Below are 22,286 nucleotides of genomic sequence, written 5' to 3'. Positions count from 1 at the left end.
TGCCTTCCTCGGAAGACCCGACGAGTTCGCGCGTTCCGGTTGCAGCGCCCCCCCTCGTCGGTGAGACTGGCCGGGACCGGTCGGGGGCCCGGTCACCCCGCCCCCCGTGCTCCCCGTGCTCCCCGGAACAGGACCCCCCCATGCCTGCTACCTCCCAGCCGCTCACCCCCCACGCCGAGCAGTGGCCTGCTCCGCCGGGCCCGCGCGCCACGGTGCACCCGCTGGTGACACCCTCCGCCCGCGCGCTGCGAGCCGTCGAGGACCAGCGCCAGCGGGCGCTCGACAGCCTCGCGCTCGAGGACGACGGCCAGCAGGAACGGTTCGACCGGATCACCCGGATCGCCTGCAGGTCGCTGTCGATGCCCATGGCCTACATCACGGTGCTGGACCGCGACCGGGCCTGGTGGCCCAGCGCGACCGGGTTCCCGCCGGGCGTGCCGGCCGACATGCCGCGCGAGGAGACCCTGTGCAACACCACCCAGGGCCTCGGCGAGACCCTGGTCATCGAGGACGCCCGCGAGGATCCCCGCTTCGCGGACTTCCCCATCGTCACGGGCGGCCTGCTCGTCTCGTACGCCGGCGTGCCGCTGCGGGACTCCATGGGACACGTGCTGGGGAGCCTGTGCGTCTCGGACACCGAGCCGAGGCACCTGGACCCCGACGACCTCGACACCCTCTCCGACCTGGCCCGGTGGGCCGAGCAGGAGCTCACGGCCTCGAGCGAGATGCGCCAGGCACGCCAGGTGCAGAACTCGATGCTGCCGGTGCTGCCGGTCTCGACCGAGGAGTGGGAGGTCGCCGGCATGTGCCTGCCCGCACTCGCGGTCGGCGGGGACTTCTACGACTACACCGTCACCGACGACGTCCTCCACGTGATGCTCGGCGACGTGATGGGCAAGGGCACGGGCGCCGCCCTGGTCGGCGCCGGGATCCGGGCAGCGCTCCGCGGCACCACCCCCGCGGTCGTCGCCGGCGTCGACCTCGGGGTGACCACGACGCAGGTGGCGCGCTCGGTCAACACCGACCTCGAGCGCGCGGAGTCCTTCGTGACCCTGGTCCAGGCGGCCGTCGACCTGGAGGACGGCACGGCCCGCTACGTCGACGGTGGCGCCGGGCTGGGCCTGGTCGCGCACCACGACGGCACCTGCACCCGCCTGTCGAGCCTCGACCGACCGATCGGGGTGCTGCCCGACGACCACTGGACCGAGCACGAGCTGGACCTCCTCCCCGGCGACCGGATGGTGCTCTTCAGCGACGGCCTGCTCGACCTGCTCGACGACCCGATGGCGTGGTGGGAGGCGGTGGAGGCGATGGTGCGCGAGGCCGACGACGTCAGCGACCTGCTGGGCTCGGTGGGCCTGCTGGCCAGGCGCCGTACGCCGCTGGACGACGTGACCGCGGTCGGCGTCTTCCGTACGCCGGTCTTCCGAGGGCCGCGGCCCGTCCGCCTCGATGGTGGGGCATGAGCCGCAGGCTGCTCCTGATCCGCACCATCGTCCTGGCCACCGCCCTCCTGGGCGTCAACTACGTGGCCTGGCGGTGGATGTTCTCCGTCAACTGGTCCTACTGGTGGATCGCGGTCCCGCTGGTGCTGGCCGAGACCTACAGCCTCATCGACTCGCTCCTCTTCGGCTTCGGGATGCTCCGCCTGCGCGAGCGCGGCCAGCCGCCGCCCGCGCCCGAGGACCTCACCGTCGACGTCTTCATCACCACCTACAACGAGCCCCTCGACCTCGTCGAGCGCACCGCGGTCGCCGCTCGCGCCATCGCCTACCCGCACCGGACCTGGATCCTGGACGACGGCAGACGAGAGGAGATGCGCGACCTGGCGCAGCGCCTCGACATCGGCTGGATCACGCGCAGCGCGGACTGGGCCGGGCACTCCCGGCACGCCAAGGCCGGCAACCTCAACAACGCCCTGCTCGCGACCGAGGGCGAGTTCCTGCTCATCCTCGACGCCGACCAGGTGCCCTCCCCGGACATCCTCGACCGCACCCTGGGCTACTTCGACGACGAGAAGATGGCGTTGGTGCAGACGCCCCAGTGGTTCGAGAACGTGCCGGACCACGACCCGCTGGGCAGCCAGGCCCCGCTGTTCTACGGGCCGATCCAGCAGAGCAAGGACGGGTGGAACTCCGCGTTCTTCTGCGGCTCCAACGCCGTGATCCGCCGCGAGGCGCTGATGATGCTCGGCGTGAGCCGGTACGTCGGCGAGGTCGAGGTCGGCGTGCACCGCGCGCTGCGGACCGCCCGCACCGTCGTCCGCAGCGCGCTGCGCGGCCTCGACGAGGACGAGGTCCTGGTCCGCGACGCCCTCGAGGCCATCGAGTACGAGGTGGGCAAGGCCCGCCGCCGGCTCGGCCGGGGCGAGGCCCTCTTCGACGTCACCTACCGCTTCCAGGAGCGCGTCGCGGCTGTCCGCCGCCGGCTGGTCTCGGCCGACCTCGAGGCGCTGCAGGCCGACCTCGCCGTGATCGCCGAGCTCGAGGGCATCGCCGCCGACCCCGACCTGGGTCTGGCCACCGTGGACGAGGGCGCCCTGCGCCGGATGTCGCAGCGGGACTTCTCCCCGCTCGGCGCGGTCGACACCGTCGAGGCGCTGGTCCGGGCGGTCGACGTCGACCGCGGCGACGAGGCGCAGGCGATCATGCCGATGGCCACGATCTCGGTCACCGAGGACATGGCGACCTGCATGCGCCTGCACGGCCTCGGCTGGCACACGGCCTACCACGACGAGGTGCTGGCCGTCGGGCTCGCCCCCGAGGACCTGCAGACCATGCTCACCCAGCGGCTGCGCTGGGCGCAGGGCACGATCCAGGTGATGCTGCGCGAGAACCCGCTGACCCAGCGCGGCCTGGGCGTGGCGCAGCGGCTCATGTACTTCGGCACCATGTGGAGCTACCTGGCCGGGTTCGCGGCCCTGGTCTACATCGGCGCACCGGTGCTCTACCTGGCCTTCGGGGTCCTGCCGGTGCAGGCCTTCAGCGCCGACTTCTTCTGGCGGCTGATCCCGTTCCTGGTCTTCAACCAGCTGTTGTTCATGGTGGTCGCCAACGGGAGACCCACGTGGCGCGGCCAGCAGTACTCGTTGGCGCTCTTCCCGGTGTGGATCCGCTCGGTGACCTCGGCGGTCGGCAACGTGTGGTTCGGCCGCTCCCTGGACTTCGCGGTGACCCCGAAGACCAAGCAGGCCCAGGAGTCCCTGCCGTGGCACCTGGTGAAGCCCCAGCTGTGGGCGATGGGGATCCTGGTCGCCGGCGCGGCGATCGGGGTCGTCCGGCTCGCGGTCGGCCAGGCCGAGCCGCTGGCCACCGGCATCAACCTGTTCTGGGTCGCCTTCGACCTCCTCATCTTCTCCGTGGTGATCGGCGCCGTGCGCTACCGCGGGTTCGACCCGGCCGTCCACGGCCTGCCGACCCCGCCACCTGGTAGCTGCGACGCACCGGACCGGGCCGAGCAGGTCGCCCGGATCGTCCAGCGGCACCCGCAGGAGCCGCCCGACCGGCACGACCACCACGACCACCACGACCAGCAGCACACCGACCACGCCCAGGGGGCCTCATGATCGAGTTCGGAATCGACACCACCAGCGAGGGGATCGGGGTGGTCACACCGCGGGGACGGCTGAACATGGTCTCCGCGCGGCGCCTCAAGGACCTGCTCGCCGAGCTCGTCGACGGGGGGACCACGCGGATCGTGGTGGACATGGGCGAGACCACGTTCCTGGACTCCTCCGGCCTCGGCGCCCTCATCGCCGGGCTGAAGTCCGCCCGCCAGGCCGGGGGTGACCTCCGCATCGCGCGGCCCACGCCGGCGGTCCACAGCGTCTTCGAGATGACCAACCTGGACCGGGTGCTGCGCGCCCGCGACACGGTGGAGGGGGCGTTCGATGCCTGACACCACCCTGGGCGCGGTCGGGCCCGAGGGCGTGCCGTCGACCCGGTTCGAGGTCGAGATGGCCGCACACGAGGGTGCCCTCGACCACGCGCAGGACCTCGTGGAGAAGCTGTTCGGCGAGCACCCGGACCTCTCTGCGCGCGACCGCTTCCGGTTCGAGACCGCGGTGGTGGAGGTGCTGGCCAACATCGTCGAGCACGCCTTCACCGGTGACGAGGTCGCGGGCCTCCGCCGGCTCCGGCTCACCCTGACGGTGACCCCGACCGAGCTGACCGCGCTGCTCGCCGACAACGGCGAGCCGGCCGGGGTCGACCTGAGCGCGGTCATCATGCCGGGCGAGGACGCCGAGTCCGGCCGTGGTCTGGCGCTGGCCCTGGCCGCGGTGGACGACCTCCAGTACCGCCACGTCGGGGGCAGGAACTACTGGGACCTGCGATGCCATCGCGGGGCCTGACCTCGACCTCCACCCTCCGGGGGCGCACCGGGCCGGCCATCCTGCTGGTCGCGCTCCTGCTGGGCCTGCTGGGGCCGCTGCTCGCCGCGACGCCGGCCGCCGCGGTCGACACCGAGGGCGACCCGTCTCCGACCGCGCCACCCACGGCGCCGATCGGCGCGCCCTGGTTCGGCCCCGGCCTGGACTGGACCGACGACCGCGCCGACGGGTACGCCGACCGGCTCGGCGAGGTGCCCTCCCTGTACGGCCAGCGCGTCCACTACCCGTTGGAGAGCGAGGACCGCACCTTCCTGCGCCAGTTCGTCGAGCAGGCCGCCGCCCAGGGGGCGGTGGCCGTCATCGACCTGGAGCCGCAGATCGCGCTCGACGCGCTGAGCGCCGAGGACGCCCAGGCGCTGGCCGACGAGCTCGCCCGGCTGCACCGCGAGCTGGACACCTTCTTCCTGGTCCGCTTCGCCCCCGAGATGAACGGCTCCTGGGTCACCTGGGGCCAGCAGCCGCTGAAGTACGCCGACGCCTTCCGGGTCCTCGCCGACACGGTCCACGCCACGACCGACCAGGTCTCGATGGTGTGGTCCCCGGCCTACGGGTCCGGCTACCCCTTCGGCGAGGCCTTCGGTGCGGTCGGCAAGAGCGGTCCCTCGGACACCGCCGCGCTCGACACCGACGGTGACGGCGCGCTGACCGACGCCGACGACCCGTACGGCCCCTACTACCCCGGTGACGAGGCCGTCGACTGGGTGGGCCTGTCGCTGTACTACTTCGGCCAGCGCGGCGCCTTCGGCGACAACGACCTGCCCCGCGACGGCGAGTACGCCGAGCGCCTCGACGAGGAGTGGGGGTACGGCTCGGTCCAGGACAGCGCCGTGCGGGCGCCGTTCTACGAGCGCTTCGCCACCGAGGACCAGCCGATGCTGGTCGAGACCGGTGCCCTGTTCAACCCCGAGGGCGACGAGCAGGACGAGACGGCGCTGAAGCAGGCCTGGTGGTCGCAGGTCCTCGCCGAGAGCGAGGACCACCCGCTGGTGGCCGGCATCACCTGGCTCGAGCGGGTGCGACCCGAGGCCGAGGTGGACGACGCCGAGGTCGACTGGCGCGCCGCCGAGATCGGCGACCTGGCCGAGGCGCTCGGCGAGGACCTCGCAGCCGCGGACGTCACGCTCGGGCCGGTCACCCAGGTGCTGGACCTCGAGACCGGCGCCGCGGCGACCGCCCAGGGCCGGCAGCCGACCGACGTCGGCGCGGAGATGGGCTGGATCGTGTTCTGCGTGGTCCTCGGCGCGCTGCTGTTCCTGCTGGCCGGGGTGGTGGGGCGGCTCGTGCCGTCGTGGCGCTACCCCGACGAGCACGACCCCCGCGACCGGCGCCTGGACCTGTTCCGCGGCTTCATCATCCTGGCGGTGGTGGTCACCCACATCGAGGTGGCCGGGCCCTACACCTACGTCACGCTCAACGCCGTCGGCGCGATCACCGGCGCCGAGATGTTCGTCCTGCTCTCCGGCGTGGTGCTGGGCATGATCTACGAGCCGACGGTCCGCAAGCTGGGTGAGCGGCGTACCGCGGTCGCGATGTGGAAGCGCGCCCGCAAGCAGTACCTCGTCTCCCTCGCGGTGGTCGTCCTGGTCTACCTCGTCGGGGTGCTGCCGTTCGTCACGACGGCAGCGATCACCACCTTCACCGACCGCGGCACCGGCGAGGACGGCGCCTCGACCACCGGGCAGGTCTACGACCTCTACGCCAACTTCCCGCGCCTGTTCGACTACCCGCCGCCGTGGTACGCCGTCAAGCAGCTGCTGCTGCTCGAGATGGGCCCGTGGGTCTTCAACATCATGGGCCTCTTCGTGGTGCTGAGCCTGCTGCTGCCCGCGGTGATGTGGCTGGTCCGCCGCGGCCTCTGGTGGCTGCTGCTGGCCGTCTCGTGGATCGCGTTCGTCTACATGGCGCTCAACGAGGTCCACTGGCTGCCCTCGCAGTTCGAGTTCGTCTTCCCGCTGCTCACCTGGCAGGTCGCGTTCACGCACGGCCTGGTGCTGGGCCACTACCGGGGGCGCGTGCAGAGGGCGCTCACCGGCCGGTGGGGCGTCCTGGGGTGCACGGTGTTCGTCGTCGGCTACGCCGTCTCGCTCGGCTGGATCTGGCTCGGGTACCGCTTCGGGGTGCCCACGCCGTTCCCGGACTCCTCGTACGTCTGGCTCTACGAGAACGCCTACACCCGGATCTTCCTGCAGCCCGGCCGGCTGGTGGACCTCGCCTTCATGCTGGTCGTGACGTACGCCGTGCTCACCCGGATGTGGAAGCCGGTCGACCGCGTGATCGGGTGGCTGTGGATCCCCCTGGGCCAGGCGAGCCTGTACGTCTTCATCGTCCACGTCTTCTTCGCCCTCGCCGTGGCCAACGTGCCCGGGCTCGACCGGATGGTGTGGTGGCAGGGCCTGGTCGTGCACACGGTCGTGATCGGCCTGATCTGGCTGATGGTGAAGAAGAAGGTCCTGTTCTCGGTCATCCCGCGCTGAGGGGCCGCGCCGACGGCCAGGCGGGGCCCGCCTAGGGTCGTAGGCGATGTCGACGGTCCCGCGTTCCCCGCTCCGGTCGGTCGCCCTCGTCCTCGCGGTCACCGTGGTGCTGAGCGCCGTGCTGACGGCCGTGCAGGTCCCCTCGCCGGTGCTCTTCGCGGCTGTGCTCGGCGGGATGGCGCACGCCCTGACCTCGCCGACACCGCTCGCCCTGCCGGGGTGGGGTGTCCTGGTGGCGCAGGGCCTGATCGGGATCACCGTCGGCGCCCTGGTCGACCTGGCCACCCTGCGGCGCCTGGGCACCGAGGCCGTCCCGGTGGTGCTGGTCGTGGTGGGCACGCTCGTGCTCAGCATCGGCGCCGGCCGGGTGCTCGCCCTGCGACGGGACGTCTCCCCCACCACCGGCGTCTTCAGCCTGGTCGCCGGCGGGGCGTCGGGCGTGGTGGCGGTGGCACGCGACCTCGGTGCGGACGACCGGGTGGTGACCGTCGTGCAGTACCTGCGCGTCCTGGTCGTGCTGCTGACCATGCCCGTCGTCACCGCCCTGGTCTTCCACCCGCCCTCCGGCGGCGGCACGCCCGGTTCGACCGACGCCGGCCTCCCCGCCGACCTCACCTTCGTCGCGGTCAGCCTCGCCGCCGGCCTGCTCCTGGCGCGGGTCGTCCCGGTCAGCACGATGAGCCTGCTGGGGCCGCTCCTCGTCTCCTCGGTCCTGGCGGCCGGCGGCTGGCTGGGGGCCGTCTCGGTGCCGACCGCGCTCGAGTGGCTGGCCTTCGCGCTGATCGGCGTCCAGGTCGGGCTGCGCTTCACCCGCGCCAGCCTGCACAGCATCGCCCGGATGCTGCCGGTCGTGCTGGCACTGATCGCGGTCGTCGTCGTCGGCACCGCCGGGCTCGGGGAGGTCCTCACCTGGCTCACGCCGGCCGACCCGCTCACCGCCTACCTGGCCACCACGCCGGGCGGGCTCTTCGCGGTGCTGGCGATCGCCTCCGACAGCGGCGCCGACGCCACCTACGTGATGGCCGTGCAGCTGCTCCGGCTGCTGGTCATCCTGGCGATCCTGCCGCTGCTGGCCCGCTGGCTCCGCCGCCCCGGCGACTGACCACGTCGGTGCCCGGTGGTCGAGGAGCGAGCGCAGGGTCGGCCCCGGTGGTCGAGGAGCGAGCGCAGCGAGCGTCACGAGACCCAGTGCGGCGGCCCCGGTGGTCGAGGAGCGAGCGCAGCGAGCGTCACGAGACCCAAGGCGGCGGCCCCGGTGGTCGAGGAGCGAGCGCAGCGAGCGTCACGAGACCAGGTCGGCGCGGTCAGCGCAGGTGGGCGTACAACGCGTCGCGGTCGATGACCCGGCGGGCCTTGGCCCGGTAGCGCAGGATCTGGGTCAGCCCGACGGCCCAGAGGACGTACTGCGTGCTCATCGCCCACCGGAACGCCTCCGGCGTGTACGCCGTGCTGGCCCCCGGCGTGCGCCAGTCGAGCACGAGCCCGATCGCCACGACCAGCAGGAGGCTGGCCAGGAAGCCGCCGACGTTGATCATCCCGGTGGCGCTGGCCAGCCGGTCGGCCGGGTTCGAGGTACGACCGAGGTCGAAGCCGACCATCGAGCCGGGGCCACCGATGCCGGCCACGACGACGAGCACCACCAGCATCCACAGCGGTGCCTCCCCCGGCCAGAGCAGGACGACGGTCCACACCGTCACGATGCCCACCACGATGCTGATCACGAGGGTCGAGCGGTGCCACGGGTGCCGCCCGACCATCCAGCCGACCAGCGGCCCGGCCGCGGCGAGGGCCAGCACCATCACGGTGAGCAGGGCGCCGGCCTCGGTGGGCGTCCGGCCCTCGCCCCGCACCAGGAACGGGTAGCCCCAGAGCAGCGCCAGCATCGTGGAGCTGAACTGCGTGGTGAAGTGGACCCAGAAGCCGAGCCGGGTGCCCGGGTGCGCCCAGGACGCGGCGAGGCTGGCACGCACCGCCGAGAGAGACAGCGCCGCCCCGCTCAGGCTGCGCCGGGCCGGGCTGTCGCGCAGCACGACCAGGCCGACCGCCCCGAGCACCAGGCCCAGCGAGGCCGTGGCGAGGTACGCGGTGGTCCAGCCGACGGTGCCCAGCGCCCAGGTCATCGGCAGCGCGGCACCGATCGCGCCCAGCTGGCCCAGCGGCCCCGTCAGCTGGGTCACCAGCGGGATCCGGCGGGGTGAGAACCAGCTGGCGACCAGCCGCAGCACGCACACGAAGGTCAGCGCGTCGCCCATCCCGACGAAGAATCGCGCGACCAGCGCGAGGCCGTAGGTGTCGGCCAGCCCGAACGCGGCCTGCGCGGCCGAGAGCAGCAGGACGCCGGACAGCAGCACCCGGCGCGGGCCGAACCGGTCGACCAGCAGCCCGGTCGGGATCTGCATCCCGGCGTAGACGAGCAGCTGGAGCATGGTGAACGTCGCCAGCTGGGCGGCCGAGATCCCGAACCGCTCGGTGGCGTCGAGCCCGGCCACCGCCAACGAGCTGCGGTGGAAGACCGCGAGCAGGTAGATCAGCAGCCCGACCGACCAGACCGCGAGGGCGGTCCGCAGCGGCGGCGCGGCGACCGGTGCGGGGACGGTCGCCCCGCTCACCGCCCGCTCACTCGGTCGCCGGCGCTCATCTCGCTCGCGCGACTCACTTCGTCGCCGGCGCTCGCTGCGCTCGCGCAGCTCTTGCGCTCGCCGCCAGCACTCACGCTCGATCCTCGCGTGGCGCTGTCGCTCACTTGGTCGCTTCCATCATCTGGCGGAGCTCCTTCTTGAGGTCCGAGATCTCGTCGCGCATCCGGGCGGCGACCTCGAACTGCAGCTCGGCGGCCGCTCCACGCATCTGGTCGGTGAGCTCCTGGATCAGCTGGGCCAGGTCGGCGCTCGGCATGCCGGCCAGGTCCTTGGCCTGCCGCCCGGACGCCTCGGCCGACAGCGCCGGGACCGGCTGCTTGGCCTTGACCCCGCCGGCCCGGCCCTTCGCGGCCGTCCCGGCCCAGGTCGCCAGCAACGCCTCGGTGTCCTCACCCTCGCGCGAGAGCATCTCGGTGATGTCCGCGATCTTCTTGCGCAGGGGCTGGGGGTCGACCCCGGCCGCGGTGTTGTAGGCGATCTGCTTGTCACGGCGCCGGTTGGTCTCGTCGATCGCCTTCTCCATGGACGGCGTGATCTTGTCGGCGTACATGTGGACCTGGCCCGACACGTTGCGGGCCGCGCGACCGATGGTCTGGATCAACGACTTGTCCGAGCGCAGGAAGCCCTCCTTGTCGGCGTCCAGGATCGACACCAGCGACACCTCGGGCAGGTCGAGGCCCTCACGCAGCAGGTTGATGCCGACCAGGACGTCGTACTCGCCCATCCGCAGCTCGCGGAGCAGCTCGATGCGGCGCAGCGTGTCGACCTCGGAGTGCAGGTAGCGGGTACGCAGGCCGGCGTCGAGGAGGTAGTCGGTGAGGTCCTCCGACATCTTCTTGGTCAGCGTGGTCACCAGGACCCGCTCGTCCTTCTCGGTCCGCGTCCGGATCTCGTGGATCAGGTCGTCGATCTGCCCCTTCGTCGGCTTGATCACGACCTCGGGGTCGATCAGGCCGGTCGGGCGGATGATCTGCTCGACGGTGTCGCCCTGCACCTTGTCGAGCTCGTAGTCGCCCGGCGTCGCCGAGAGGTAGATGGTCTGCCCGATCCGCTCCAGGAACTCCTCCCACCGCAGCGGCCTGTTGTCCATGGCGCTGGGCAGCCGGAAGCCGTGGTCGACCAGGTTGCGCTTGCGCGACATGTCGCCCTCGTACATGCCGCCGATCTGCGGGACCGCGACGTGGGACTCGTCGACGACCAGGAGGTAGTCCTCCGGGAAGTAGTCGAGCAGGCAGTTCGGCGCCGAGCCGCGGCTGCGCCCGTCCATGTGCATCGAGTAGTTCTCGATGCCTGCGCACGAGCCGACCTGCCGCATCATCTCGATGTCGTACGTCGTGCGCATCCGCAGCCGCTGCGCCTCCAGCAGCTTGCCCTGGCGCTCGAAGACGGCGAGCTGCTCCTCGAGCTCGGCCTCGATGCCGGCGACGGCACGCTCCATCCGCTCCGGGCCGGCGACGTAGTGGGTGGCCGGGAAGACGTAGAGCTCCTGGTCCTCGGTGAGCACCTCGCCGGTGACGGCGTGCAGGCTCATCAGCCGCTCGATCTCGTCGCCGAAGAACTCGATCCGCACGGCGTGCTCCTCGTAGACCGGGAAGATCTCGAGGGTGTCGCCGCGGACCCGGAAGGTGCCGCGGGTGAAGCTCATGTCGTTGCGCGTGTACTGGATCTCGACCAGCTGGCGCAGGATCGAGTCGCGGTCGCGCTCCTCGCCCACCCGCAGCCGCAGCATCCGGTCGACGTACTCCTGCGGGGTGCCCAGGCCGTAGATGCACGACACGGTGGAGACCACGATCACGTCGCGCCGGGTCAGCAGCGAGTTCGTCGCGGAGTGGCGCAGCCGCTCGACCTCCTCGTTGATGGAGGAGTCCTTCTCGATGTAGGTGTCGGTCTGGGGCACGTAGGCCTCGGGCTGGTAGTAGTCGTAGTACGAGACGAAGTACTCGACCGCGTTGTCCGGGAACAGCTGGCGCAGCTCGTTGGCGAACTGCGCGGCCAGGGTCTTGTTGGGCTGCAGGACCAGCAGCGGGCGCTGCACCTGCTCGGCCACCCAGGCGACGGTGGCCGTCTTGCCGGTGCCGGTGGCGCCGAGCAGGACGACGTCCTCGACGCCGCCCCGGATCCGCTTGGTGATCTCGGTGATGGCCGCCGGCTGGTCACCCGCGGGCTGGTAGTCGGAGACGACCTGGAACGGCGCGACACGGCGCTCGAGATCGGTGACGGGACGCATGGGTCGAGCCTACGTCCGCGCGCCGACACCCCTCGACTACGTTGGGAGGGTGAGGTCGAGCAGGGTCCGGCTGACTGGCCGGGCGGTACGCGTGCTGCGGCGCACGCTGCTGACCGTCTTCGGCGTCCAGGTGGCCCTCGCGCTGACGATGTCGCTGGTCGACTCCTACCGGCGGCGCGGCAAGCGGCCCCAGCCGTTCCCGACCATGCCGCCGCGCACGGTGGCCGTCGGCGACAGCGAGGTGACGACCTACACCTTCGGTCGCGACCTCTACGACGACATGATCGCCGCGATCGAGGGCGCCCGCCGCCAGATCCTCTTCGAGACCTACATCTGGAAGGGCGACGCCACGGGCGAGCGGTTCAAGCAGGCGCTGTCGGACGCCTCGGCCCGCGGGGTCGACGTCTACGTGATCTACGACGGCTTCGCCAACCTCGTCGTCTCCCCCGTCTTCAAGCACTTCCCGCCGTCGATGAAGGTGCTGCGCTACCCCGCCTACTCCGCGGGCTGGCGGTTCTTCGACCTCAAGCGGTACGGCCGCGACCACCGCAAGATCCTCGTCGTCGACGACAACGTCGGCTTCGTCGGCGGCTACAACATCGGCTCGGCCTACGAGACCGAGTGGCGCGACACGCACGTCCGCGTCGTCGGCCCCGGCGTGCACGACCTGGAGCGCGCGTTCGCGGACTTCTGGAACCTGCACCGCCGTCGCCGGCTGCGTCACAGCGAGCGGCCGCTGCTGCTCGAGACGGCGGCCACGTGGGAGCCCCGGATCCGGGTGCACCGCAACGTCCCCCGGCTGTGGCTGTTCCCGATCCGGGGGATGTACCTCGAGGTGATCGCCCGGGCGTCGTCCCGGATCTGGATCACCCAGGCCTACTTCCTGCCCGACCAGGACTTCGTCGACGCGCTCAAGAGCGCCGCGCGGCGCGGGGTGGACGTACGCCTCCTGCTCCCCCTGAAGTCCAACCACATCGTGGCCGACTGGATCTCCCGCGGGTACTTCTCCCAGCTGCTCGACGCCGGGGTCCGGGTGTTCCGGTTCCGCGAGGCGATGGTGCACGCCAAGACCGCCACCGTCGACGGCACGTGGAGCACCGTCGGCACCGCCAACATCGACCGGCTGAGCCTCTCGGGCAACTACGAGGTCAACCTCGAGGTGATCGACACCGGGCTGGCCGAGACGCTCGAGGAGGTGTTCGCCCTCGACGAGTCGCACTCGCTGGAGCTGACCCAGGGCGAGTGGGAGGCCCGGGACCTGCACCGGCGCTTCACCGAGGCGTTCCTGCGCCCGCTGCGCGCCCTGCTCTGACGCCGGGCCCGTCCTGCTCAGTCCAGGTTGACGCCGGCGTCGGGGTTCCTCTTCTGCTCCCGGTCGAGGTCGACCTGGGCGATCACCTTGTCGTCGAGCTGGCGCGGGGCGAGGTTGACCGCCCAGCCGCCCTCGCGCTCGGCACCGCAGACCACCTGGGACAGGGGGGCTCGCGGGTCCGGCACGCAGGCGAGGGACTCGATCTTCCGTCCGCCGACCTGGACCCGGGTGTCGCCGTCCTCGCCGGGGTAGTCGACGTCGGCGAGGACCGAGTCCACCAGGGCCCGGCCGGGGACGGTCCCGTCCGCGTCGGTCACGCCGTCGAGCGTGTAGGTCAGCACGACCAGCAGGGACGAGCGCACCAGCGGCACCGTCACCGGGTCGGTGGCGATCCGGGGCGCCTCGGGCAGCCGTACCTCTCCCAGGCTGGTCTGCACCTGCAGGTCGGTCACCGACGGCCGGCCGTCGGCCTTCAGGGTCGGGTAGGCGGCGAGGGTGACCTCGTCGACGCCCTGGGCGGGCCGCAGCCAGTGCGTCACGTCGACCGAGCCGTCCGGCTGGACGCGGGCGTCGACGTACGCCCCGGGGTCGGGCAGGCGGACCGGCGCGGACGGCGGGGTGGCGGGGACCAGCGTCGGCCCGTCCGAGGTGGGCCCGTCGGCGTCGTCGCCCCCGCCTCGGAGGAGCACGACCAGCACGACGACGAGCACGAGCGCCACCACCGCGACGACCGCGGTGCGCGGACCGGACCGCGACTCCCCCGGCTCGCCGCTCATCGCGCTCCCCGCTCGGGCAGGGCCGTCACGACGGCGAGGTTCTGGTAGCCGCCCTCGTCGGGCAGGAACGGCGGCGCGCAGGTGACCAGGGTCACCCGGGCCGGGCCGTCGGCGGAGAGGATCCGGGGGTAGGACCCGAGGTCGTCGAGCGGCACGAACCGGCGCGACGCGACGGCGTACGAGGTGGTCCGACCGCCCGCGCGCACCTCGACCTCGTCACCCCGCTCGACCGTCAGCAGCCGGGCCGACGGGCCGAGCCCCTCGTCCTCGGAGTCGACGTGCCCGGCCAGGAGGACCGAGCCGAACGGGTCGCCGACCCGCGCGCCGCCCTCCCACCACCCGAGGACGTCGACGTCGGCGGGGACGTCCAGGAGACCGTCCTCGCGGGTGCCGACCGGCACCACGTCGAGCAGGTCGGTGCCGGGGAGGCGTACGGCGGTGGGCACGCGGGCCACGGCCGAGCCGACCCGGGTGGCCGGCGTGGCCTCGAGCTCGCGGACCTCACGGTCGTCGGTGCCGGCCGGCGCGTCGTCCGGTCCGCTGCCGGCCGACGTCGCCGCGTCGCCGACCGGCGCACACCCTGCGGCCAGGGCGAGGGTCAGCAGGACGACGGAGGCCGCCGAGGGCAGGCCGTTCCGCGGGGACGTCGTCGTGGCAGGCACCGGGGGCCGGGGTGGTCGCTCGGTCGGGCCGGTCAGCGCGGGCCGAGGACGGCGGTCAGCAGGTCGCGGGCCAGGCCGGCCGACGAGCCGGTCTCGATCCGGGTGGGGGCGACGCTGCCGTCGGAGGCCAGCGCCGCCGAGTGGGCGACCGCGCGCATCGAGTTGTCCTGCGGCGAGCCCACGGCGTAGACCATGGTGACGGTCTCGGCCGGCAGGTCGACGTCGATCGGGCCGAGGAACGCGCCGCGGTCGGACCCGCTGGGCAGCAGCGCCACCGCGTGGCCGCCCGAGGGAACGTCCGCCTCGGCGTACTCGCCGTTGGCGATGTTGGTGAAGACCGTCCGGCCGTCGACCCGGACGTCGGCCGGCGGCGCGGTCGCGGTGTGCGCGAGCACCACCCGGGCCTTGCCGGGGCCGATCGGGGCGTCGGGCACGGCGTACGTGCTGGCCACCGGGTCCCCACCGCGGGCGGCGGGGAGGTGCAGGACGACGTCGGTGGCCGCGCCGGAGGTCAGGCGCACGCCGACGTCGGTGCTCCAGTCGTCGTTGCTCAGGGTGAGCTCCTGGGCACCTGCGGGCAGCTCCCACGGGCCGACGACGTCACCGGTGGCGACGTCCTGCTCGACCGGGCGGCCGTCGACCTCGACGTCGACCTCGATGCCGGGCACGGCCTGGACGAGGTAGAGCTGGCCGTCGGCCTTCGCGGCGCTTGCCGGGGCCCCGGGCGAGGCGCCCAGGAGGGCCGCGGCGAGGACCGCTACGGTCCCGGTCGTGGCGATCGTGGTGTGTCGTCGCTGCATGTCGTCGGTTTCCCCAAGCGGCCGGATCCCCTCCGCGGAGCTGCGGTCGGGTGAGCGCGGGCGAGCCAGCCGGTGCGCCTGGCACCACCTCCTGACGTCCCCCACGACGCCAGGCACGTTATCAAGCAGCAGCCGACACCCCCGGCCGATGGCGCGCTCTTTACCCAGAATGGGTCAAGGGCGGGTGGTCCGGGAGGGCAGGTGGGTGCGGGGCGCCATCCGGGCGCCGTGCCGCGGGCGGTGCAGCCGGGAGGCCGCGAGCAGAGCCACCACCCGCCCCCGCTGGGGCCGCCAGGGCTCCAGGTAGGCCGCCATCTGCTCGTCGTCGAACGGCTCCCCGGTCAGCGCCCAGCCGACGTCCTTGGCCACGTGGTAGTCGCCGAAGGAGACCGCGTCGGGGTCGCCGAAGGTCCGCTGGCGCACCTCGGCGCTGGTCCAGACCCCGATCCCGGGGATCGAGCGGAGACGTCGCTCGGCCTCTTCTGGAGCCAGGGCCACGAGCCGCTCGAGGGTGTCGGCGACGCGAGCCGCCGTCACCACGACCCGTGAGCGGGCGGGGTCGACGTGCATCTGCAGCCACCCCCACGACGGAACGGCCCGCAGCCGCTCGGGCGTCGGCTGCACCCAGAGGTCCAGCGCGGGCCCCGGGCCGGGGGCCGGCTCGCCGTGCCGGCGCACCAGCATCCGGAACCCTGCGAAGGCCTCCTGGCCGGTCACCTTCTGCTCGATGACCGCCGGCACCAGCGCCTCGAGCAGCAGACCGGTGCGCCCCAGGCGCAGGTGCGGGTGCCGGCGCAGCGCGTCGGCCAGGACCGGGTGCCGCGGCTCGAACCCCGACCAGTCGTCCGAGGCGCCCAGCAGGTCCGGCACGGAGCCGAGCACCCAGTCGGCGCCGGGCCCCCAGGCAGCGGCGCGCACCTCGGTGCCGCCGGCCCGCGGCTCCAGGGCGAGCGTCGCGGGCCCCTCCGGCGTCCGGATGCCGCGCCAGTGCCGGCCGGCGCCGTCGACGCGGTACGTCGGGTCACCGCCACCGCGTCGGTGCAGGCCGAGCACCTGGCGCAGGCTGCAGGGCGTCGCGGGGTGGTGGACCAGCGTGCGGGCCCCGCCCGTCCCCGTCACCTCGTGCACGTCCCGACGCTAGCCCAGGAGGCCGACACGACCCGGGCAGGTGGGCACGGCTGTCGGGGGCAGCGGTCAGACTCGGGCCATGCTGCTCGCCGAGGTCGTCACCACGTCGTCCGCCGTGGCGGCCACGCGCTCGCGCAAGGCCAAGGTCGCCGCGCTGGCGCCGGTGCTCGCCCGGGCCCACGAGGAGGGCGGCACCGACCTGACGACCGTGGTGTCCTACCTCGGGGGGACGCTGACCCAGCGGCGTACGGGCCTGGGCTGGCGGGGGCTCGGCTCCCTACCGGAGCCGGCCGCCACGTCGTCGCTGACGGTCACCGAGGTGGACGGCGCGTTCGAGGACCTCGCCGCGATCGCGGGGTCCGGCTCGCAGGCGGCCCGGGCCGGGGCGGTGGCGGCGCTGTTCGGACGCGCGACGGACCAGGAGCAGGCCTGGCTCCAGGGCGTGGTCACGGGCGCGGTGCGCCAGGGCGCGCTCGACGCGCTGGTGCAGGAGGCGCTCGCCGTCGCCGCCGCGGTGCCGCTGGCCGCCGTGCGCCGGGCCGCGATGCTGGCCGGCTCGACCCGCGACGTGGCCGCGCTGGCGTTCACCGGCGAGGAGGCGCTGGCTGCCGTCGGGCTGGAGGTGGGCCGCCCGGTGCTGCCGATGCTGGCCGGGACCGCTACGGACGTCGGCGCCGCGCTGGTCAAGGCCGGCGGCGGGGAGGTCGCGGTCGACACCAAGCTCGACGGCATCCGGATCCAGGTGCACCGCGACGGCGACGACGTCCTGGTCACCACCCGCACCCTCGACGACATCACCGCGCGGCTGCCCGAGGTGGTCGAGGTGGTCCGGGCGCTGCCGGCCACGCGCCTGGTCCTCGACGGCGAGGCCCTGGCGGTCGGCGAGGACGGACGGCCCCGACCCTTCCAGGAGACCGCGTCGCGGACCGCCCAGGCGTCGGGGGTGCAGGTGACGCCGTACTTCTTCGACCTCCTCCACCACGACGGCCGCGACCTGCTCGGCGCGCCCGGCCACGAGCGGGCCGCGCTCCTGGACTCCCTCGTCCCCGAGCAGCACCGGGTGGGTCGGGTGGTCACCGACGACCCGGCCACCGCGCAGGACTTCATGGACGCCGCGGTCGCCGCCGGGCACGAGGGCGTGGTGGTCAAGAACCTCGGGTCCACCTACGAGGCCGGCCGCCGCGGGTCCGGGTGGGTCAAGGTCAAGCCGCGCCACACGCTCGACCTGGTCGTGCTGGCCGTCGAGTGGGGCTCCGGTCGCCGCGAGGGCTGGCTGTCCAACCTGCACCTCGGCGCCGCCGACGGCCAGGGCGGCCTCGTCATGCTGGGCAAGACCTTCAAGGGGATGACCGACGAGATGCTCACCTGGCAGACCGAGCGGTTCCTGGCCCTCGAGACCAGCCGATCGGGCCACACCGTGCACGTGCGGCCCGAGCAGGTGGTGGAGATCGCCTACGACGGCGTGCAGCGCTCCACCCGCTACCCCGGCGGGGTCGCCCTCCGCTTCGCCCGGGTGCTCCGCTACCGCGACGACAAGCCGGTCGGCGAGATCGACACCGTCGCGACGGTGCGCGCGGGGCTCGCCTGACGCAGCCCGCCCTCGGGCCGCGGCTGCCGCACTGGTGTGCCCGTCGCGACAGTGCAGCGGATCGGTGCCGAATACGCGTACCGATCCGCTGCACTGCTGCGCTGGGCGGCCCGACGACGCGGTGGGCCACGGGCCGTCCACAGCGCCGGCACCGCACCGTCCGTCCACACCTGGCCGAGGGCGTGCTCGCAGGCCGGCCGCGACAGGGCGACGGTGGGGGCATGGCCCTCGCAGCGATCGAGCACCCGACCCCCGTCCACCTCCTGGCCGACGCCGCCGACCTCGTGCGGGCCGCCGCGCGGCCGGGCCCGCGCCCGGTCGACCCGGCGACGGCGCGGTGCCTGCGCGCGCTGCTGCGGGACCTCCTCGACGCGGCGGGCGAGCTGGAGGCGTCGCTCGAGGCGCCCGCACCCGCGCCGACCCCGCTGGCGGTCGTGCCGGACACCGACGCCGGCGGCGGACGTACCGCCCGGCCGGGGTCCCTGCAGCTGTCGACCAGGTGCGCCGAGGTACGCCTCGCCGGGCGCGGGCCGGCCCCGGAGGGCGACCTGGTCCGCGCGGCCCTGCACCACCGCGCCGGTGCTTCCGGCAGCGCCGCGCAGGAGCAGCTCGGCGCGCTGCTCTGGACGGCCCTGGTCGCGATGGCCCGCGACGGGCTGGATCCGCCGACCGCCCTGCCGTCACCGCTCGGCCTGGTCGGCCGGACCGGCTGAGGGACGCCACACCGACGCCGCGACGGTGTTGCAACAGTCAGTTGCACGAGCCGTACACTCCGCTCATGAGCACGACCGGACCCACCGACGGCCGTCGCAGGGCGGCGGTCGCCCGCCGCCGCGCGCGCGAGACCGAGATCATCGCCGCGACCCGGCGGCTCTTCGACGAGCGCGGCACGGGTGACGCCCAGATCGAGGACGTCGCCCGCGCCGTCGGGATCAACCGGGCGATCGTCTACCGGCACTTCACCGGCAAGGAGGAGCTGTTCGCGCTCACCCTGGTCAGCTACCTCGACGAGATGCGCGAGGCACTCGCGACGGCCTCGGCGACCGACGAGCCCGCCCCGGCCCGGCTGCGCGCGATCGTCGCCGCCTTCGTCGGGTACGGCGTGGCGCACCCCGCCTTCGTCGACTGCGCGCAGGCGCTGATGCGCCGGCAGGGCGACGACCTGCTCGACGAGATCAGCGAGGGAGCCCTGTTCCGGCTCGGCCGCTCGATCTCGTCCTGCCTGGCCACGCTGTCGACGGTCCTGGAGGACGGCGACCGCGACGGCGTGTTCCACGTCGAGGACCCCACACTGCTGGCCAACATGCTCTACGCCAGCGGCCTCGGCGCGCTCCAGCTGGCCCGCGTCGGCATCCTGGTCAAGGAGGCCGCACCCGGCATCCCGACCGTCGGCCAGGTCTCCGCCGAGCAGGTCCGCGACTACCTCGTCGGATCCGCGCTGGCCCTGGTCACGCGCCCGGACGCAGCACCGGCGCCGCCCACCCCCTGAGGCCACCTCGTGGCCCCGGGAGCCGGACGACGCCGGGGACGCGATGCGTCAGGGGCGCTCGAGGATCGCGGTCACACCCTGCCCGCCCGCGGCGCAGACCGAGATCAGGCCCTTGCCCGAACCCTGCTGCGAGAGCAGCTTGGCCAGCACGTTGACGATCCGGCCGCCGGTCGCGGCGAACGGGTGGCCGGCCGCGAGCGACGAGCCGTTGACGTTGAGTTTCGAGCGGTCGATCGAGCCCAGCGGCGCGTCGAGACCCAGGCGCTCCTTGCAGAACACCGGGTCCTCCCACGCCTTGAGGGTGGAGAGCACCTGCGAGGCGAAGGCCTCGTGGATCTCGTAGAAGTCGAAGTCCTGCAGCGCGTGGCCCTCGCGCTCGAGCATCCGCGCCATGGCGTAGGCCGGGGCCATCAGCAGGCCCTCCCCGCCGTGCACGTAGTCGACCGCCGCGGTCTCGTAGGCCGTCAGGTAGGCCAGCACCGGCAGGCCGCGCTGCTCGGCCCACTCCTCGGAGGCCAGCAGCACCACGGAGGCACCGTCGGTCAGCGGGGTGGAGTTGGCCGCGGTCATCGTGGCGGCCGCGCCCTTGCCGAAGACCGGCTTGAGCGTGGAGAGCTTCTCGACCGTGGAGTCGGCGCGCAGGTTCTGGTCGCGCTCCAGGCCGCGGAACGGCGTGACCTGGTCGTCGAGGAAGCCGGACTCGTACGCCGCGGCGAGGTGCTGGTGGGAGGCGACCGTCAGCTCGTCCTGCGCCTCGCGGGTGATCTGCCACTCCAGCGCGGTGAGCGCCTGGTGCTCGCCCATCGACATGCCGGTGCGCGGCTCGCCGTTCTGGGGGATGCTCGGCACGAGGTCGCCGGGACGGATCTTGGCCAGCGCGGCCAGCCGACCCTGCAGGCTCTTGGCGCGGTTGGCCTCGAGCAGGATCTTGCGCAGCCCCTCCCCGACGGCGATCGGCGCGTCGGAGGTGGTGTCGGAGCCGCCGGCCAGGCCGACCTCGATCTGGCCGAGCGCGATCTTGTTGGCGACCTGGATCGCTGCCTGGAGGCCGGTGCCGCAGGCCTGCTGGACGTCGGTGGCGGGCGTCTCGGCCGAGAGCTTCGAGCCGAGCACGGCCTCGCGGGTCAGGTTGAAGTCCCGCGAGTGCTTGAGCACGGCCCCGGCCACGACCTCGCCGAGGCGCTCGCCCTCGAGCCCGAAGCGGGTCACCGCGCCGTCGATGGCGGCGGTGAGCATGTCCTGGTTCGAGGCCGTGGCGTAGACGGTGTTGGAACGGGCGAAGGGGATCCGGTTGCCGCCGATCACGGCGACACGACGGGTGCTGGAGATCATGGGCACATCCTTGTCGGACCGCCCCCGGGAGGGGAAGGCGGTGAGGGGGAGGTCACGCAATGTGGACTCCGAGTTACACATAGAGTTACATGATCGATCCGACCTTGCACGCACCGACCGGAGGACCGCACGCATGAGCGACCGCTACCAGGGATTCACCAGCACGCCGATCGGGAAGCTGCTTGTCAAGAATCTCGGCCTGCCCGCCCCGATGCGGCTCGACCGCTACACCGAGGGCGACCCGCTGGTCCAGGGCACGGTCCTGGTCGGCGGCCGCGGCCGGCTGGCCGAGTCGCTGCCCGGCCTGCTGGCCGAGCTCGACGTCACCACGGCGACCGCCGCGGCCGACGGCGCCCGCTTCAAGGGCCTGGTCTTCGACGCCACCGGCCTGACCGGCAGCGAGCAGCTGCACGCCCTGCGCGACTTCGTCACCCCGGTGATGCGCAGCCTCGAGTCCTGCCCCCGCGTGGTCGTCCTCGGCACCCCGCCCGAGCAGGTCACCGGCTCCGAGCGCGTCGCGCAGCGGGCCCTGGAGGGCTTCACCCGCTCCCTCGGCAAGGAGATCGGCCGCGGCGGCACGGTCCAGCTCGTCTACGTCGCCGAGGGCGCCGAGGCCGCGACCCTGAGCACGCTCGGGTTCCTGCTCTCCCCCAAGTCCGCCTACGTCTCGGGCCAGGTGGTCCGGATCGGCGCGCACGGCGCCACCGACGCCGCCCCGGTCGCGGACTGGACCCGTCCGCTCGCCGGCCGGGTCGCCCTGGTCACCGGCGCCAGCCGCGGCATCGGCGAGCAGATCGCCCGCGTGCTGCACCGCGACGGCGCCACGGTGGTCGGCGTCGACGTGCCCCAGGCCGCGGACACCCTCGTGAGCCTGATGGACGAGCTGGACGGCGACTGGCTGACCCTCGACATCACCGCCAAGGACGCACCGCAGCGCATCGCCCAGCACCTGAAGGACAAGCACGGCGGCGTCGACGTCGTGGTGCACAACGCGGGCATCACCCGCGACAAGAAGCTGGCCAACATGGACGAGTCGCGCTGGGACTCGGTGATCGCGGTCAACCTCACCGCGCCCGAGCGGATCACCCGCGAGCTGCTCGACCAGGGCGTCCTCAACGACCACGGCTCCGTGGTCGGCGTGGCCTCGATCGCCGGCATCGCCGGCAACGTGGGGCAGACCAACTACGCGGCCTCCAAGGCCGGTGTCATCGGCCTGGTCGACTCCCTCGCCGACGACCTCGAGCGCGGGATCACGATCAACGCCGTCGCCCCGGGGTTCATCATCACGCAGATGACCGCCGCCGTGCCCTTCGCGACCCGCGAGGTCGGCCAGCGCCTCAACGCCATGTCGCAGGGCGGCCTGCCGGTCGACGTGGCCGAGACCATCTCCTGGTACGCCAGCCCCGGCTCGACCGCGGTCAGCGGCAACGTGGTCCGCGTCTGCGGCCAGATGATGCTGGGGGCCTGAG

Annotated in this window: 18 protein-coding genes; 11 read left to right on the top strand and 7 right to left on the bottom strand. The window is 73.1% G+C overall.

Translation table 11 applies throughout. The annotated features are described in order from the left end of the window. Positions 1-140 precede the first annotated feature (140 nt). From GV155_RS09455 to GV155_RS09430, 6 genes are read left to right on the top strand one after another with little or no spacing between them, the layout of a single operon-like run. On the top strand, positions 141-1,466 hold the full coding sequence (locus GV155_RS09455; protein ID WP_160007397.1) for a PP2C family protein-serine/threonine phosphatase: 1,326 nt from the start codon (positions 141-143) through the stop codon (positions 1,464-1,466). Continuing rightward, positions 1,463-3,565 (top strand): glycosyltransferase, encoded by a 2,103-nt coding sequence (locus GV155_RS09450; RefSeq protein WP_160007395.1) that lies wholly within the window; start codon positions 1,463-1,465, stop codon positions 3,563-3,565. Before GV155_RS09455 ends, GV155_RS09450 begins: the two co-directional genes overlap by 4 nt. Continuing rightward, positions 3,562-3,897 carry an STAS domain-containing protein gene (locus GV155_RS09445; RefSeq protein WP_160007393.1) on the top strand — a complete coding sequence of 112 codons (336 nt, stop codon included), beginning with the start codon at positions 3,562-3,564 and terminating at the stop codon, positions 3,895-3,897. The genes GV155_RS09450 and GV155_RS09445 overlap by 4 nt, the downstream gene beginning before the upstream one ends. After that, a complete protein-coding gene (locus GV155_RS09440) occupies positions 3,890-4,351 on the top strand; it encodes an ATP-binding protein (protein ID WP_160007391.1) in 462 nt (153 codons plus the stop codon). Before GV155_RS09445 ends, GV155_RS09440 begins: the two co-directional genes overlap by 8 nt. After that, positions 4,333-6,864, top strand: a complete 2,532-nt coding sequence (gene opgC / locus GV155_RS09435) for an OpgC domain-containing protein (protein ID WP_201300123.1) — start codon at positions 4,333-4,335, stop codon at positions 6,862-6,864. The genes GV155_RS09440 and opgC overlap by 19 nt, the downstream gene beginning before the upstream one ends. Positions 6,865-6,910: 46 nt before the next feature. Continuing rightward, on the top strand, positions 6,911-7,966 hold the full coding sequence (locus GV155_RS09430) for an AbrB family transcriptional regulator (RefSeq protein WP_160007389.1): 1,056 nt from the start codon (positions 6,911-6,913) through the stop codon (positions 7,964-7,966). Between the two features lie 202 nt (positions 7,967-8,168). Here GV155_RS09430 and GV155_RS09425 read toward each other — a convergent pair whose 3' ends face one another. Then, on the bottom strand, positions 8,169-9,473 hold the full coding sequence (locus GV155_RS09425; protein ID WP_236554229.1) for an MFS transporter: 1,305 nt from the start codon (positions 9,471-9,473) through the stop codon (positions 8,169-8,171). 130 nt (positions 9,474-9,603) lie between these two features. Further along, positions 9,604-11,730 carry an excinuclease ABC subunit UvrB gene (gene uvrB / locus GV155_RS09420; RefSeq protein ID WP_160007387.1) on the bottom strand — a complete coding sequence of 709 codons (2,127 nt, stop codon included), beginning with the start codon at positions 11,728-11,730 and terminating at the stop codon, positions 9,604-9,606. 49 nt (positions 11,731-11,779) lie between these two features. Here uvrB and GV155_RS09415 point away from each other — a divergent pair, with 49 nt between their 5' ends. Beyond that, on the top strand, positions 11,780-13,042 hold the full coding sequence (locus tag GV155_RS09415; protein ID WP_236554227.1) for a phospholipase D-like domain-containing protein: 1,263 nt from the start codon (positions 11,780-11,782) through the stop codon (positions 13,040-13,042). Between the two features lie 17 nt (positions 13,043-13,059). Here the strand turns inward: GV155_RS09415 and GV155_RS09410 are convergent, their stop codons facing one another. The 4 genes from GV155_RS09410 to GV155_RS09395 form a co-directional block, all read right to left on the bottom strand. Continuing rightward, a complete protein-coding gene (locus tag GV155_RS09410) occupies positions 13,060-13,818 on the bottom strand; it encodes a hypothetical protein (RefSeq protein WP_160007383.1) in 759 nt (252 codons plus the stop codon). Beyond that, positions 13,815-14,480 carry a class F sortase gene (locus GV155_RS09405; protein ID WP_160007381.1) on the bottom strand — a complete coding sequence of 222 codons (666 nt, stop codon included), beginning with the start codon at positions 14,478-14,480 and terminating at the stop codon, positions 13,815-13,817. Before GV155_RS09405 ends, GV155_RS09410 begins: the two co-directional genes overlap by 4 nt. Positions 14,481-14,512: 32 nt before the next feature. Further along, positions 14,513-15,280: a DUF4397 domain-containing protein gene (locus tag GV155_RS09400; protein ID WP_160007379.1), complete on the bottom strand. Its 768-nt coding sequence runs from the start codon at positions 15,278-15,280 to the stop codon at positions 14,513-14,515. Between the two features lie 174 nt (positions 15,281-15,454). Continuing rightward, entirely contained in the window at positions 15,455-16,408 is a 954-nt protein-coding gene (locus tag GV155_RS09395; protein WP_236554225.1) for a DNA-3-methyladenine glycosylase family protein, read from the bottom strand. Positions 16,409-16,487: 79 nt separating this feature from the next. Between GV155_RS09395 and GV155_RS09390 the strand changes: the two genes are divergently transcribed. From GV155_RS09390 to GV155_RS09380, 3 genes are all read left to right on the top strand, one after another. Next, positions 16,488-17,996 (top strand): ATP-dependent DNA ligase, encoded by a 1,509-nt coding sequence (locus GV155_RS09390; RefSeq protein WP_160007377.1) that lies wholly within the window; start codon positions 16,488-16,490, stop codon positions 17,994-17,996. Positions 17,997-18,217: 221 nt separating this feature from the next. After that, on the top strand, positions 18,218-18,709 hold the full coding sequence (locus GV155_RS09385; protein WP_160007375.1) for a hypothetical protein: 492 nt from the start codon (positions 18,218-18,220) through the stop codon (positions 18,707-18,709). 65 nt (positions 18,710-18,774) lie between these two features. Beyond that, positions 18,775-19,485, top strand: coding sequence for a TetR/AcrR family transcriptional regulator (locus GV155_RS09380; protein WP_160007373.1), 711 nt, complete (start codon positions 18,775-18,777; stop codon positions 19,483-19,485). A gap of 48 nt (positions 19,486-19,533) precedes the next feature. On the opposite strand, the gene GV155_RS09375 is transcribed toward GV155_RS09380, so the two are convergent. Beyond that, entirely contained in the window at positions 19,534-20,817 is a 1,284-nt protein-coding gene (locus GV155_RS09375; RefSeq protein ID WP_201300122.1) for an acetyl-CoA C-acetyltransferase, read from the bottom strand. A gap of 133 nt (positions 20,818-20,950) precedes the next feature. Between GV155_RS09375 and GV155_RS09370 the strand changes: the two genes are divergently transcribed. Continuing rightward, positions 20,951-22,285 carry a 3-oxoacyl-ACP reductase gene (locus tag GV155_RS09370; protein ID WP_160007369.1) on the top strand — a complete coding sequence of 445 codons (1,335 nt, stop codon included), beginning with the start codon at positions 20,951-20,953 and terminating at the stop codon, positions 22,283-22,285. Position 22,286: the final 1 nt, after the last annotated feature.

Origin of the sequence: Nocardioides sp. AX2bis (genome assembly GCF_902506435.1) — a bacterium.
Classification (GTDB): domain Bacteria; phylum Actinomycetota; class Actinomycetes; order Propionibacteriales; family Nocardioidaceae; genus Nocardioides.
This window is presented reverse-complemented; position numbering and strand designations above follow the sequence as displayed.